At 70.2% G+C, this 13,369-nt stretch carries 17 protein-coding genes; 6 read left to right on the forward strand and 11 right to left on the reverse strand.

What is annotated here, in order from left to right; all coding sequences use genetic code 11:
- Positions 1-38: 38 nt before the first annotated feature.
- The 5 genes from lptB to QN245_RS06885 all read right to left on the reverse strand — a co-directional run bounded on the left by lptB (position 39) and on the right by QN245_RS06885 (position 3,532).
- Positions 39-758, reverse strand: coding sequence for an LPS export ABC transporter ATP-binding protein (gene lptB, locus QN245_RS06865; protein ID WP_160970880.1), 720 nt, complete (start codon positions 756-758; stop codon positions 39-41).
- Positions 758-1,351 carry a lipopolysaccharide transport periplasmic protein LptA gene (gene lptA, locus QN245_RS06870; RefSeq protein ID WP_317844905.1) on the reverse strand — a complete coding sequence of 198 codons (594 nt, stop codon included), beginning with the start codon at positions 1,349-1,351 and terminating at the stop codon, positions 758-760. The genes lptB and lptA overlap by 1 nt, the downstream gene beginning before the upstream one ends.
- Positions 1,329-1,895: an LPS export ABC transporter periplasmic protein LptC gene (lptC, locus tag QN245_RS06875; RefSeq protein WP_184446842.1), complete on the reverse strand. Its 567-nt coding sequence runs from the start codon at positions 1,893-1,895 to the stop codon at positions 1,329-1,331. The genes lptA and lptC overlap by 23 nt, the downstream gene beginning before the upstream one ends.
- Positions 1,892-2,440 (reverse strand): KdsC family phosphatase, encoded by a 549-nt coding sequence (locus QN245_RS06880; RefSeq protein WP_017910666.1) that lies wholly within the window; start codon positions 2,438-2,440, stop codon positions 1,892-1,894. Before QN245_RS06880 ends, lptC begins: the two co-directional genes overlap by 4 nt.
- A 90-nt stretch (positions 2,441-2,530) precedes the next feature.
- Positions 2,531-3,532, reverse strand: a complete 1,002-nt coding sequence (locus QN245_RS06885; RefSeq protein WP_317844906.1) for a KpsF/GutQ family sugar-phosphate isomerase — start codon at positions 3,530-3,532, stop codon at positions 2,531-2,533.
- Between the two features lie 52 nt (positions 3,533-3,584).
- On the opposite strand from QN245_RS06885, the gene QN245_RS06890 reads away from it, so the two are divergent.
- The 3 genes from QN245_RS06890 to QN245_RS06900 are packed head-to-tail and all read left to right on the forward strand — an operon-like array spanning position 3,585 to position 5,461.
- Positions 3,585-3,827, forward strand: a complete 243-nt coding sequence (locus tag QN245_RS06890) for a BolA family protein (protein ID WP_160970872.1) — start codon at positions 3,585-3,587, stop codon at positions 3,825-3,827.
- Between the two features lie 48 nt (positions 3,828-3,875).
- Positions 3,876-5,150 (forward strand): UDP-N-acetylglucosamine 1-carboxyvinyltransferase, encoded by a 1,275-nt coding sequence (murA, locus tag QN245_RS06895; RefSeq protein WP_160970870.1) that lies wholly within the window; start codon positions 3,876-3,878, stop codon positions 5,148-5,150.
- Positions 5,147-5,461, forward strand: a complete 315-nt coding sequence (locus QN245_RS06900) for an EF-hand domain-containing protein (RefSeq protein ID WP_160970868.1) — start codon at positions 5,147-5,149, stop codon at positions 5,459-5,461. Before murA ends, QN245_RS06900 begins: the two co-directional genes overlap by 4 nt.
- A gap of 388 nt (positions 5,462-5,849) precedes the next feature.
- Here the strand turns inward: QN245_RS06900 and QN245_RS06905 are convergent, their stop codons facing one another.
- The 6 genes from QN245_RS06905 to purM all read right to left on the reverse strand — a co-directional run bounded on the left by QN245_RS06905 (position 5,850) and on the right by purM (position 10,216).
- Positions 5,850-6,533, reverse strand: a complete 684-nt coding sequence (locus QN245_RS06905) for a DUF3108 domain-containing protein (RefSeq protein ID WP_184446838.1) — start codon at positions 6,531-6,533, stop codon at positions 5,850-5,852.
- 2 nt (positions 6,534-6,535) lie between these two features.
- Entirely contained in the window at positions 6,536-7,390 is an 855-nt protein-coding gene (locus QN245_RS06910) for a DUF3108 domain-containing protein (RefSeq protein WP_317844907.1), read from the reverse strand.
- A gap of 62 nt (positions 7,391-7,452) precedes the next feature.
- The gene (purN, locus tag QN245_RS06915) at positions 7,453-8,106 is read right to left on the reverse strand and encodes a phosphoribosylglycinamide formyltransferase (RefSeq protein ID WP_317844908.1); all 654 of its coding nucleotides are present in this window, start codon (positions 8,104-8,106) and stop codon (positions 7,453-7,455) included.
- Positions 8,103-8,549 (reverse strand): hypothetical protein, encoded by a 447-nt coding sequence (locus tag QN245_RS06920; protein WP_317844909.1) that lies wholly within the window; start codon positions 8,547-8,549, stop codon positions 8,103-8,105. The genes purN and QN245_RS06920 overlap by 4 nt, the downstream gene beginning before the upstream one ends.
- Positions 8,550-8,557: 8 nt before the next feature.
- Entirely contained in the window at positions 8,558-9,187 is a 630-nt protein-coding gene (locus QN245_RS06925) for a DUF2238 domain-containing protein (protein WP_317844910.1), read from the reverse strand.
- A 6-nt stretch (positions 9,188-9,193) separates the two neighbouring features.
- Positions 9,194-10,216 carry a phosphoribosylformylglycinamidine cyclo-ligase gene (gene purM, locus QN245_RS06930; protein ID WP_160971115.1) on the reverse strand — a complete coding sequence of 341 codons (1,023 nt, stop codon included), beginning with the start codon at positions 10,214-10,216 and terminating at the stop codon, positions 9,194-9,196.
- 140 nt (positions 10,217-10,356) lie between these two features.
- Between purM and QN245_RS06935 the strand changes: the two genes are divergently transcribed.
- Genes QN245_RS06935 through hda form a run of 3 tightly spaced genes read left to right on the forward strand, consistent with a single transcriptional unit; the run spans position 10,357 to position 13,354 of the window.
- Positions 10,357-11,460, forward strand: coding sequence for a DUF2066 domain-containing protein (locus QN245_RS06935; protein ID WP_317844911.1), 1,104 nt, complete (start codon positions 10,357-10,359; stop codon positions 11,458-11,460).
- The gene (locus tag QN245_RS06940) at positions 11,457-12,626 is read left to right on the forward strand and encodes an AI-2E family transporter (protein WP_160970000.1); all 1,170 of its coding nucleotides are present in this window, start codon (positions 11,457-11,459) and stop codon (positions 12,624-12,626) included. Before QN245_RS06935 ends, QN245_RS06940 begins: the two co-directional genes overlap by 4 nt.
- A complete protein-coding gene (gene hda / locus QN245_RS06945; protein ID WP_317844912.1) occupies positions 12,623-13,354 on the forward strand; it encodes a DnaA regulatory inactivator Hda in 732 nt (243 codons plus the stop codon). Before QN245_RS06940 ends, hda begins: the two co-directional genes overlap by 4 nt.
- Positions 13,355-13,369: the final 15 nt, after the last annotated feature.

Here is a 13,369-nt window from a genome sequence, read left to right on the forward strand (position 1 = left end):
TACCGAGCGCGGAAGGAGCGTAGCCGGCGCGTGCGCGGTCAGAGCCTGAAGGTTTCCCCGAGGTAGACGCGGCGCACGTCGCTGTTGGCCAGCAGCGCTTCCGGCGCCCCCTGCGCCAACACGCTGCCCTCGTTGAGGATATACGCCCGGTCGCAGATTCCCAAGGTTTCGCGCACGTTGTGGTCGGTGATCAACACGCCGATGCCGCGCTGCTTGAGGTGGGTGACGATGCGCTGGATTTCGCCGACCGAGATCGGGTCGACGCCGGCGAAGGGCTCGTCGAGCAGCATCAGCCGCGGCTTGGCCGCCAGCGCGCGGGCGATCTCGCAGCGGCGGCGCTCGCCGCCGGAGAGGCTGGCGCCGAGCTGGTCGGCGACATGGCTGATCTGCAGTTCGTCCAGCAGCGCCGCCAGTTCGCGTTCCTGTCCGGCGTTGTCCAGATCCTCGCGCAGTTCAAGCACCAGGCGGATGTTGTCGGCGACGCTGAGCTTGCGGAACACCGACGGTTCCTGCGGCAGGTAGCCGACGCCGAGCTTGGCGCGCTTGTACATCGGCAGCGCGGTGATGTCGTTGCCGTCGAGCACGATGCGCCCAGCATCGGCATCGACCAGGCCGACGATCATGTAGAAGCAGGTGGTCTTGCCGGCACCGTTGGGGCCGAGCAGGCCGACCACTTCGCCGGCCTCCAGGGTCAGCGCGAAGTCGCGCACCACTTCGCGCTGCTTGTAGCGCTTGCGCAGGCCTTCGGCGAGCAGCATCACTGGCCTCCTTGCTTGGTCGGCTTGGCGGGCTTGGCTGGCGTCGCGGCCGGCTTGGCGGCGGGCTTGGCGCCGTTCGCAGGCGTGCCGGCCGGCGCGGCGGCGGCATTCTTCGGCTGGATCACCGTGTGCACGCGGCTGCCATCACCGCCGCCCTGCATGTCGCCGGTCTTGGTGTTGTAGACCATGCGCTGGCCAGCGTTGGTGCCCTTGGGCGAGGTCATGCGGTAGTTGCCGGTGAGGATCACCGTGTCGGTCGGCACCTTGTAGTCGATGTTGTCGGCGACCGCGTCCATCGGCGAGCCATCGTCCAGCTCCTGCTTCAGCGTGGCCTGCTTGCCGGTCAGCACGACGCGGTCGATATCGCCGTTGCTGCGAAACAGGTCGGCGGTATCGGCATGGATTTCCAGCGTGCCCTGGACAATGACCACATTGCCGGAATAACGGATCTTGCCGTTGTCGTCGAGCATGTTGCCGCTCTGGTTGTCGGACTTGATGTCCATCGGCTGGTTGCGGTCGGTGGACTTGGCCAGCGCCAGGGTCGGCAGCAGCAGGGCGAGCAGGGCGAGCTTAGCGGGCAGCATTCGGTTCATAACGGGTCTTGACCTGTGAAAGGAGCTTGTACTGCCGGGATTTCAAGTCGACTTCGAAGCCGACGCCGGACTGCATCATACCGGGCCGGGTCATGGTGACCGGGGCGGCGGTGCGCGCGCTGTTGGTCTGCGGGAAGACGTCCAGGCTCTGCGTACGGAAGGTGGTGGGCGGGATGCTGGGCACCTTTGGGCTGTCGCCGGCGACGTCGTCGCGCAGGCGCAGTTCGTCGCCGTCGGCGCTGACCCAGCCGGTCTTGCTGCGCATCTCCCAGTGCTGGCCGTTGGCGTCGGGCAGCAGGAACAGCGGGGTCACGATCGACATCGTCTGGTCGGCGCGGCTGCGTTCCATCTGCGGCGCGCGCAGGGTCATCGCTTCCTTGCCCTGCTTGTCCAGGCTGACGATCTCGAAGTCGCGGGCGATGTAGTCCACGCTCGCTTCGTCGGAAGGATTGCGGGTGGGCTTGCTGCGCTGGTTCCAGGCCGACCAGCCGCTGATCAGCGCCCCGACCAGCAGCAGCGTGCCAAGGGTGGTGCGCCAGTTCATGCGCCATGCTCCTGCAGCAGGGATGGGACGTGGCCCTGCGCGGCCAGCAGCACGTCGCACAGTTCGCGCGCCGCGCCTTCGCCGCCGCGGGCGCGGGTGGTCCAGTGCACGTGTTCGGCGGTCCAGGGGTGGGCGTTGGCCGGGGCCACCGCCAGGCCGACCACGCGCAGCGGCGCCAGGTCGGGCAGGTCGTCGCCCATGAAGCAGACCTGCTCCAGGCCGATGCCGCGCTCGTCGCACAGCGCCTGCACCCCGGCGCGCTTGTCCTTGACCCCGATCTGCACCAGCAGGCCCAGCTCCTGGCCGCGCTTCTCCGCCGCCAGGCTGGGCCGGGCGGTGATCAGCGCCACGTCGATGCCGTGCCGGCGCAACTGCACCAGGCCCTGGCCGTCGAGCACGTTGAAGGCCTTGCTCTCGTTGCCGTCGCGGTCGTAGTACAGGCGGCCGTCGGTCAGCGTGCCGTCCACGTCGAAGCACGCCAGGCGGATCCGGGCGGCGCGGTCGATCAGGTCGGCGGGGAGGTCGGCCAGCGGGGAATAGGGCATGTTCGGGATATCGGGGCGGGGAGGCCGGCTTTCCAGCGGCCAGGGCCAGCGGCGTGGGGACGCCGGCGGGCGGTGAACGGGTTCAGCCTGTTAAACCACTCTGGCGCGCAACAGGTCGTGAATGTTGAGTGCGCCGACCGCGCGGCCGGCTGCATCGACCACGATCAGGCCGGTGATCTTGTGGGTCTCCATCAGCCGTGCGGCTTCGGCGGCGAGCTGGTCGGCGCCGATGGTACGCGGCTGCCGGGTCATCACCTCGGCGATGCGGGTCTGGCGCACGTCCAGCGCGCTGTCCAGGGTGCGGCGCAGGTCGCCGTCGGTGAACAGCCCGAGCAGGCGGTCGTCGGCATCGACCACCGCGGTCATGCCCAGGCGCTTGCGGCTCATCTCCACCAGCGCCTCGCTGAGGCTGGCGTCCTCGCGCACCTTGGGCAGTTCGTCGCCGCGGTGCATGACGTCGGTGATGTGCAGCAGCAGGCGGCGGCCGAGGCTGCCGGCCGGGTGCGAGCGGGCGAAGTCGTCGGCGGTGAAGCCGCGCGCGTCCAGTAGCGCCACCGCCAGCGCGTCGCCCAGCGCCAGCGAGGCGGTGGTGCTGGAGGTCGGTGCCAGGTCCAGCGGGCAGGCCTCGGCCGGCACGCTGACGTCCAGGTGCAGGTCGGCCTCGCGCGCCAGCGTGGACTGCGCGCGCCCGGTCATCGCGATCACCGCGTTGCCCTGGCGCTTGAGCACCGGCAGCAGCATCAGGATCTCGTCGGATTCGCCGGAGTAGGACAGCGCCAGGACCACGTCGGCATCGGTGATCATGCCCAGGTCGCCGTGCCCGGCCTCGCCCGGGTGCACGAAGAACGCCGGGGTGCCGGTGGAGGCGAGGGTGGCGGCGATCTTGCGCGCCACGTGGCCCGACTTGCCCATGCCGGTGGCGACCACGCGCCCGCGCGAGCCCAGGATCAGCCGGCAGGCGGCGGCGAAATCGGCGCCGATGCGCGCGCCGACCGCCGCCAGCGCGGCCTGCTCGATCTCGACCACACGGCGGCCGCTGGCGACCAGGCCGGCGTCGTCGGGCGTCGTGGGAGACAGGGGCGATACATCCATGCGGGTGCCGGTCGGAGGGTAGAATGGCCGATCATTTTATGAGGAAAGCCCGGTGGACGCCGAAACCATCCGTAAACTCATCGAGGCCGGCCTGCCGGACGCGCAGGTGCAGGTGCAGGGCGACGACGGCGTGCACTTCGAAGCCACCGTGGTCAGCGCGGCCTTTGCCGGCAAGCTGCCGCTGGCCCGCCACCGCATGGTCTACGCCACCCTGGGCGACCTGATGGGCGGCGCGATCCACGCGCTGGCGCTGAACACCCTGACCCCCGAGCAGGCCGGGCGCGCCGCCGGCTGAGCCGCCGCGTGCCCGTCATTCCCCTTTTTTCCTTCCCCCACGAGACCCATGGCCAAAATCGTAGTGACCGGCGGCAACGCGCTGCACGGTGAAGTGAACATTTCCGGCGCCAAGAACGCCGTGCTGCCGATCCTCTGCGCGACCCTGCTGGCCGATGCGCCGGTGGAGATCACCAACGTGCCGCAACTGCACGACGTGATCACCACGGTGAAGCTGCTCGGCGAGCTGGGCGCGGAAGTCACCATCGACGAAGGCACGCTGTCGCGCGGCAGCGCCATCACCGTCGACCCGCGCAAGGTCCACCAGCACGTCGCCCCGTACGAACTGGTGCGCACCATGCGCGCCTCGATCCTGGTGCTGGGCCCGCTGCTGGCCAAGTTCGGCGCGGCCGAAGTGTCGCTGCCCGGCGGCTGCGCGATCGGCTCGCGGCCGGTCGACCAGCACATCAAGGGCCTGCAGGCGCTGGGCGCGGAGATCAGCGTCGAGAACGGCTACATCAAGGCCAGCAGCAACGGCCGGCTCAAGGGCGGCCGCTACGTGTTCGACATGGTCAGCGTCACCGGCACCGAGAACGTGCTGATGGCCGCGGCGCTGGCCGACGGCACCACCGTGCTGGAGAACGCGGCGATGGAGCCGGAGGTCAGCGACCTGGCCGACTGCCTGATCGCGCTGGGCGCGAAGATCGAAGGCGCGGGCACCTCGCGCATCGTCGTGCACGGCGTGGAGCGCCTGTCCGGCGGCCGCCACGCGGTGCTGCCGGACCGCATCGAGACCGGCACCTTCCTGGTCGCCGCGGCGATGACCGGCGGCAGCGTCACCGTGCGCCGCGCGCGCGCCGACACCCTCGACGCGGTGCTGGACAAGCTCACCGAGGCCGGCGCCAGCATCGAGACCGGCGAGGACTGGATCCGCCTGGACATGCACGGCAAGCGCCCGCGTGCGGTCAGCCTGACCACCGCGCCGTATCCCGCGTTTCCCACCGACATGCAGGCGCAGTTCATGGCGCTCAACTGCGTGGCCGACGGCGTCGGCGTGATCAACGAAACGATCTTCGAGAACCGTTTCATGCACGTCAACGAACTGCTGCGCCTGGGCGCGGACATCCAGATCGAAGGGCATACCGCGATCGTGCGCGGCACCGAGCGGCTGAGCGGCGCGCCGGTGATGGCCACCGACCTGCGCGCCTCGGCCTCGCTGATCCTGGCCGGCCTGGTCGCCGACGGCGACACCACCATCGACCGCATCTACCACCTGGATCGGGGGTACGAGAACATCGAGGAGAAGCTGGGGGCGCTGGGCGCGTCCATCCGGCGCGTCGCATGATCCTCAGCGGCCGCTTCACCCGTCGGCGCAAGGTGTTGCTGGCGATCGTCGTGGTGCTGCTGGCCTGGGTCGGCTATGCCTGGTACACCGGCATCGCCATCACCCAGGGCATCGAGGAGCGCGACATGGACTGGAACGGCGACGGCCAGGTCACCCGCGACGAGATCTGGCAATCGTTCTACGCGGTCGGCGTGAGCCGCACCCAGAACGGCCCGCGCGAGTGCAGTACGTTCTACTGGCGCAGCAGCGGCGCCCAGATCCGCGTGGATTGCCGCACCACGTTCAAGGCCGCCCCGGCGGAGAAGAAGTAAGGGCGTGGGGTAGGGCGCTGCATGGACGGCGCCCGCGTTGGGAGTGCATCAGCAACGCGCGTCGGTCGCCATACTTCCATGTTTCATGGAGAGGAATTGACGCGCGCCTTGGCTTTGGGGTCTGCTGCAAATCGCCGGCCGGTTTCCGCAGGATGATGCGCATCTTCGCGTCGGGGCTGAAGCCCCTCCCACATGGGGACACTGTGCGCTAGGGGACTGCTGTTGCGGTTCCCCAATCCCGGCTCACCGGGTCGCGGCTGAAGCCGCTCCTACATGGGAACCGCCACGAGCGGGGAGCCGCTTTTGCGATTCCCCAATCCCAATTCCCCATTCCCACGGCGGAGCCGCCGTTGCGATTCCCCAATCCCGATTCCCCAATCCCAGCCCCTCAGCGCAACGACTTGATGGTCAGGTCCAGCGCGTCCTGGCCGTTCTCGCGCTGCAGGATGCGCACCGGCACCGGCATGTCCGGCACGATCCAGGCCACGATCTCCTTGGAACCGTCGGTGCGGGTGACCTTGGTCGCCTGCTCGGTCTTGCCATTGACGGTCACCGCTTCCTTGCCGGCGACGTGGTAGGTCATCGGCTTGGCGCGGCCCTCGTCGACCATGCGGTAGCTCGGGGTCTTGCCGGCATTGACGTCGCGCGCGATCGCCAGGTTGATCAACAGTGCGTCCATGTCGCCCGGCTGCAGCTTCACCGGGCCGCGGCGGTCGGCCTTGAGGTCGCCGCCCCAGGTCGCCTGGCCGGTGCTCCAGTCATAGTTGGCGGTCACCGCCTTCTTCTTGATCAGGAACACCGAGCGGTCGTCGCTGCTGAGCGGACGCAGCTGTCCGCCCTTTTCCTCGAACACGGTGCTCTGGCTGAGGTCGGCGACCTGGTTCTTGATCGCCAGGCTGTAGCGCCAGCGGTCGCCGCCCTGCTTGGCCAGGGTCATTACGCCATTGGCCTGCATGCCCATGTAGCTGGCCTGATAGTCCGCGGTGAACGGCTCCAGGGCCAGGGCGGGCAGGCTCGCCGTAGCCAGCAGGGCGGCAGCGAGGGCGGTCAGCGGGCGGGCGATGCGGGTCATGGTCAGGCTCCTTGGTATTCGGTCAGGCGCAGGTCGATGCGGTCTTCGCCGTCTTCGCGCTGCAGGATGCGCACCGGCGTCGGCACGCCGTTGGCGATCCACAGGATGGTCTCATTGCGGCCGCCGTTGGTGCGCGACACCCGCAATGCGTCGTAGCTGATGTCGCCCACCTGCACGGTCTCGGTCTGGTCGGCGGCGCGGTAGACATGTTCGCGCACCCGGCCGACGTCGACGAAGCGGTAGGTCATGGTCTTGCCCGGCTGCGCGTCGCGCATCAGCGAGAGGTTGAGCAGCAGCGCGCTCTGGTCGCCGGGCTGCAGCGGGATCGGCGCCTGCCGATCCTTCTTCAGGTCGCCGTCCCAGCGCGCCACGCCCTGTTTCCAGTCGTACACGCCGGTGACCTTCTTGCCGAAGAACACCGCCTTCTTGACCGTGCTCTGGCTCTGCGGGACGTAGCGGCCGTCCTGCACGGTGAACACCGTGCTCTGCTCGATATTCAGGCCGAGGATGCTGGCGAAACCGCTGCGGCCATGCACGCCCAGGTCGACCCGCCACTGGTCGCCGCCGGTATGCACCACGTCCATGCGCGCGTCGCCGGCCGGCTTGCCCTTGTACAGGGCGTCGTAGGTGGCCACGAACGGCTGCAGCGGCGGTGGCGTCCACGCCTCTGCGGGCAGCGCCGGCGACACCGCGGCGGCCGGTGCGGGTGTACCGGTGGCGGGCGTGGTCGGAGCGGGGGCGGTCTGCGGCGCCGGCTGCGCGGCGGGCGCCGGCGCGACCTGCGCAGCGACGATGGACGCCAGCAGGCCGAGGCCGGACGCAACGAGGAGGGCGAACGGACGCGGAGCGAGCTTCATGGGATCGGCTGGCGTGGGCGGGAGGGAAGAGGGGAGGGGCCGCGGAAGGTGCGGCAGCGCATTCAGGGAAGCAGCACGTCGTCGCAATCTAGGCGCAGCGGACTAAACCGGCACTGACCGTCCAGCCAGACCTTGCCGTCCCGTTCAGCCAGACGACCCGCCGCGGCCAGCCGCAGCACCGCGCACAGCAGCCGGTGTTCGCGCGGCAGCAGCCGCTGCGCCAGCTCGTCGGGGCCGTCGCCGGCCTGCACCGGCACCCGCACCTGCGCGATCACCGCGCCGGCGTCCAGCTCCGGCACCACGAAATGCACGCTGGCGCCGTGCTCGGCGTCTCCCGCAGCCAAGGCCTGCGCATGCGTGTGCAGGCCACGGTACTTGGGCAGCAGCGAGGGGTGGATGTTGAGCAGGCGCCCGCCGAAGCGCTGCACGATGGCGGCGCCGAGAATGCGCATGTAGCCGGCGCAGACCACCCAGTCCGGCCGTGCCGCGGCGACCGCGTCGCCTAGCGCCTGCTCGAACGCGGCGCGGTCGGGGAAGGTCTTGGGCCGCGCCGACCAGCGCCGCTCCGGCGCCACCATCGCCAGCGCCGGCGCCTCGGGGCGATCGCTGAACACGCCGACCACCTCAGCATCGAGGGTGCCGGCGGCGATCGCGGCGAGGATGGCCTGCAGGTTGGAACCGCGGCCGGAGGCGAGCACAGCGAGGCGAAGCGTCATCGGGCAGGGTTCCGGAACAGGTCGCCCACCACAGGGCGTTGCAGTGTCAGCAAGGTGGCGATGCCCAGCGCGGTGCCCAGCGGAAAGCCCAGGCAGGTGATCGCGGCGCCGGTGTAGCACAGCCCCAACTGGCGACGCTGGCGCAAGGCGCGCGCAAGCAGCACCTTGATCACCAGCGAAAGCAGGCCGAAGCCGAGCAGCACCGACAGCATCACGATCGCTATGACGCCGCCCTGGGCCTGGTCCGGACTCTGGCCGACGGCGTTGAGCCGCGCTTCCTCGTGCACGCCGTAGCCCAGCACGGCGCCCACCAACAGCACTACGAAGAACTGCAGCCCGGCCATCACCGCGTACAGCCTCGCCAGGTTGTCCAGGTCGGTGGTGGCACGCGCCACTTCGGCGGCACGGCCGCCGGGGACGGGGAGGGGCGGTGGCAGCGACATCGTCGGTCTCAGCGCGGCGCGGAAGGAAGCGGGGGCGCGGCGCGCCGCCTTGGCCAGGCGCTGGCGCAGCCCAGGGTGGCCAGCAGCATGTCCATGTGCGCATCCCAGGGATCGCCCTGCTGGCCGTTGTAGGACTCGGCCTGCTGCGGCGACAGCAGCAGCGCGATCAGCCATTCCAGCCATTCGTAGACCAGGCTGACGCACATGATCGCCATCGTCGCCAGGACGAAGGCCTGGCGCGCCGACAACGCCGGCCAGCGCTGGCGTGCGTGGTCACGTAGCGCCGGCGCGACGCACACGCCGAACAGCAGGTGGATCAGCCGGTCGGTGTGGTTGCGCTGCCAGCCGAAGGCCGCGCTCGGCGACCAACCGCCGGTCAGTGTGCGCAACCATTGGTCGTAGGGCACATTCGAATAGAGCCAGTGCGCGGCGACGTTGTGCACGCTGATGAACATGCAGATGGCGGCGAAGTGGCCGGTGCGCAGCGGCCAGCGGCGGTCGTGCCAGACCAGCCAGGCCAGGCCCAGCACCGCCAGGGAGCTGTGCATGGCCTGTTCCGCCGGCCATAGCGGCCGTATCCAACTGGCGGCGAACACCGCCAGCGCCAGTGCCAGCCAGGCGCGCTTGGCCGCCGCCATGCGCCTTTAGCCGATGTGCACGCGTTCGCCGGCGCCGGCCGCCGTCACCGCGCCGATCTGCCAGTGCGCCAGGCCCAGCGTGTCCAGGCTGCGCTCCAGTGCCGCCACCTGCTCCGGCGCGGCGACCAGCACGAAGCCGATGCCGCAGTTGAAGGTGCGCCACATCTCGCTGTCGGCCACCGCGCCTTCGCGCTGCAGCCACTCGAACACCGGCGGCAGGGTCCAGGCGCTGGCGCGGATATCCAGGCCCAGGCCGTCCGGAATCACCCGGATGATGTTCTCGGTCAGGCCGCCGCCGGTGATGTGCGCCATGGCGTGGATGCCGTCGCCCTGTTCGCGCAGCAGCGACAGGATCGGCTTGACGTACAGCGCGGTCGGCGCCATCAGCGCGTCGGCCAGGGCCACGCCGCCGACCTGCAGCGCGTCCGGGCGCCCGGCGCGGTCGTAGATGCGGCGGATCAGCGAGTAGCCGTTGGAGTGCGGGCCGGAGGAGGCGATGCCGATCAACACGTCGCCCTGGCGCACCTTGGCGCCGTCGAGCAACTGCGACTTCTCCACCGCGCCGACGGTGAAGCCGGCCAGGTCGTATTCGCCCGGCGGGTACATGTCGGGCATTTCCGCGGTCTCGCCGCCGATCAGCGCGCAGCCGGCCAGTTCGCAGCCGCGGGCGATGCCGCCGACCACCGCCACGGTGGTCTCCACGTCGAGCTTGCCGGTGGCGAAGTAGTCCAGGAAGAACAGCGGCTCGGCGCCCTGCACCAGCACGTCGTTGACGCACATGCCGACCAGGTCGATGCCGATGGTGTCGTGGCGGCCGAGCTGCTGCGCCAGCTTCAGCTTGGTGCCGACGCCGTCGGTGCCGGACACCAGCACCGGCTCGCGGTACTTGCCGGACAGGTCGAACAGCGCGCCGAAGCCGCCCAGCCCGCCCATCACCTCGGGGCGGAAACTGCGCTTGACCAGGGGCTTGATGCGTTCGACGACGGCATTGCCGGCATCGATGTCGACGCCGGCGTCGCGGTAGGTCAACGGGGCGGCGGCGGGGGGCTGGGAAGTGGTCACGGGCGGCGGGGTCGGGCGGAAAGGCGGCGATTTTAACAGGCCGCATTGGCGCTAGGCCCGCATTCGGGCAACAATTCGCCCCGGATACGCCGAGTACTGGACCCTTCATGCGCCGCAGCCTTGCCTTCCTCCTGTCTTTCGCACTGTGCCTGCCTGCCGCGAGCGCCCTGGCTCAGGCCGATCTGCGCACCGAGGGCGACGTGGCCGGCGCCACCGGCCCCTACGATGCCGAGGTGCCGGTCAACAGCCAGAGCGAGGGCGACCGCAACGGCGCCCTGGCCCGCGCGCTCGGCGTGGTGCTGGGCAAGATCTCCGGCGACAAGGGCGTGATGTCGCGGCCCGGGGTGAGCCAGGCGCTGCGCAACGCCAAGAATCTGGTCGACACCTTCGACTACCGCCAGGACCAGGGCACCTCGCCGAGCGGCGCCCCGACCTTCCGCACCATCCTGGTGGCGCGCTTCCGCCCGCAGGACGTGGATGGCCTGGCCGCGGCGCTGGGCCTGCCGGTGTGGCCGCAGCCGCGGCCCAAGCCGGTGGTGTGGCTGGCGATCGACGACGGCAGCGGCCCGCGCCTGGTCGGTGTGCAGCAGTCCAATGCCGCACGCAGCCTGCTCGACCGTGCGATCGAGCGCGGCTTCCGCCTCGGCCTGCCGACCGGCAGCGCCGCCGAGCAGGCGCTGGCCGGCGCGATCTGGCGCCAGGACACCGCCGCCGTGGCCAGCGCCTCGTCGCGCTACAGCCCGCCGATGCAGCTGATCGGCAAGCTGTACCGCGGCAAGGCCGGTGGCTGGACCGCGGACTGGACCTTCGTGGACGGCGGCAAGGTGCTGTCGACCTGGTCGTCCAGCGACGCCGACGCGCGTCGCGCCATGGCCAGCGGTGCCGACGGCGCCGCCGATGCCCTGGTCAAGCGCTACGCCAAGGCGGTCAGCGCGGGCCCGGCCGGCATCTACCGGGTGGTGATCACCGGCATCCGCAGCGCCGACGACTACCTGCGCGCCTCCGCCGCGCTGCAGAACGCCTCGGTGGTACGGCGCATCGTGCCGATCCGCGCCGACGGCGATCGCCTGGAACTGGACCTGGACCTGCTCAGCGGCGTGTCCGGGCTGAACCGCATGCTCGGCCCGGACGGCGCGCTGCAGCCGGTGGTGGCGCCGGTCGAGGGTCCGGTGATCCTCAACAGCGAGCCGACGGAGTACCGCCTGAAATGACGTTGTCGCCCGAAGCCGAGATCGCGCTGTTCCTGCGCCGCCTGAAATGGACGGCGGTGATCCTTGGCGTGCTGTGGGTGGTGTGGCTGCTGGCGCCGATCCTGACCCCGTTCGTGCTGGCGTTGCTGCTCGGCTGGCTCGGCGATCCGCTGGTGGACCGCCTGGAGCGCGCCGGGCGCTCGCGCAACATGGCGGTGACCCTGGTGTTCGTGCTGATGGTGCTGCTGCTGGTGCTGGCGCTGGTGATCCTGGTGCCGATGCTGGAGCGGCAGATCGTCACCTTCATCGACGTATTGCCGCAGGCGCGCGACTGGTTCATCGGCACCGCGATCCCGTGGGCCGAGCAGAAGACCGGGCTGGAGCTGATGACCTGGCTGGATCCGGAGCGGCTGATCGACTGGATCCGCGGGCACTGGCAGCAGGCCGGCGGCGTCGCCGCGACCTTCTTCGGCTACCTGTCGCGCTCGGGCTTCGCGATGGTGACCTGGGTGGTCAACCTGGTGCTGCTGCCGATCCTGACCTTCTACTTCCTGCGCGACTGGGACCTGCTGGTCGCGCGCGTGGCGGTCACCATCCCGCGCAACCATGTCGGCACCATCACCCGCCTGGCGCAGCAGTCCAACGAGGTGCTGGGCGCGTTCATCCGCGGCCAGTTCCTGGTGATGCTGGCGCTGGGCGTGATCTACGCCGGCGGCCTGACCCTGGTTGGCCTCAAGCTCGGCCTGTTGATCGGCATCGTCGCCGGCCTGATCAGCTTCATTCCCTACTTGGGCGCGACCACCGGCATCCTGCTGGCGGTGCTGGCCGCGCTGGTGCAGGCCAAGGGTTTCGACCTGCAGCTGCTGGTCCTGGTCGGCGTGGTGTTCACCGTCGGCCAGTTGCTGGAGAGCTACGTGCTGACCCCGCGCATCGTCGGCGACAAGATCGGCCTGCATCCGGTGGCGGTGATCTTCGCGGTGATGGCCGGCGGCCAATTGTTCGGCTTCCTCGGCATGCTGCTGGCGCTGCCGGTGGCGGCGGTGGCCAATGTGCTGCTGCACTACCTGCACGAGCAGTACCGGCAGAGCGACCTGTACGCGGGCGAGAAGTCGGCGATCCTGCTGGATACGGTCACCGAGCGCACCACCATCATCGAACTGCCGCCGCGCAGCCCCGATCAGCCGTGAGCGTGCCGCAACTGCCGCTGGCCCTGCGCTATCCGCCGGAACAGCGCCTGGACCGTTATCTGGGCGCGCCGGACGGGCTGCTGGCGCAGCTGCAGGCAGTCGCCGATGGCACCGCCGACGACTGGGTGTACCTGTCCGGCCCCGCCGGCACCGGCAAGACCCACCTGGCCCTGGCGCTGTGCGCGGCCGCCGAACAGGCCGGGCGCAGCGCCGCCTACCTGCCGCTGCAGGCCGCAGCCGGCCGCCTGCGCGATGCGCTGGAAGCGCTGGAAGGTCGCGATCTGGTCGCGCTCGACGGCCTGGAAGCGATCGCCGGGCAGCGCGAGGACGAGGTGGCGCTGTTCGATTTCCACAACCGTGCGCGCAGCGCCGGGGTGACCTTGCTGTACACCGCGCAGGCCATGCCCGACGGTCTCGCCCTGTCCCTGCCGGATCTGCGCTCGCGGCTCTCGCAGTGCACCCGCATCGCGCTGGCGCCGCTGGACGACGCCGGCCGCGCCGCCGTGCTGCGCGAACGCGCCCAGCGCCGCGGCCTGGTGCTGGAGGATGCGGCGATCGACTGGCTGCTCACCCATGCCGGACGCGACCTGGCCGGCCTGATCGTCCTGCTGGAGCGCCTGGACCGCGAATCGCTGGCGGCGCAGCGGCGGGTGACGGTGCCGTTCTTGCGCAGGGTGTTGGAGGGGCGGGGATTGGCGAGTGGGGATTCGGGATTCGAGAAGAGCTAGGCGGTCGCTCGGCCT

Origin of the sequence: Xanthomonas rydalmerensis, assembly GCF_033170385.1 — a bacterium.
GTDB classification, from domain to species: domain Bacteria; phylum Pseudomonadota; class Gammaproteobacteria; order Xanthomonadales; family Xanthomonadaceae; genus Xanthomonas_A; species Xanthomonas_A rydalmerensis.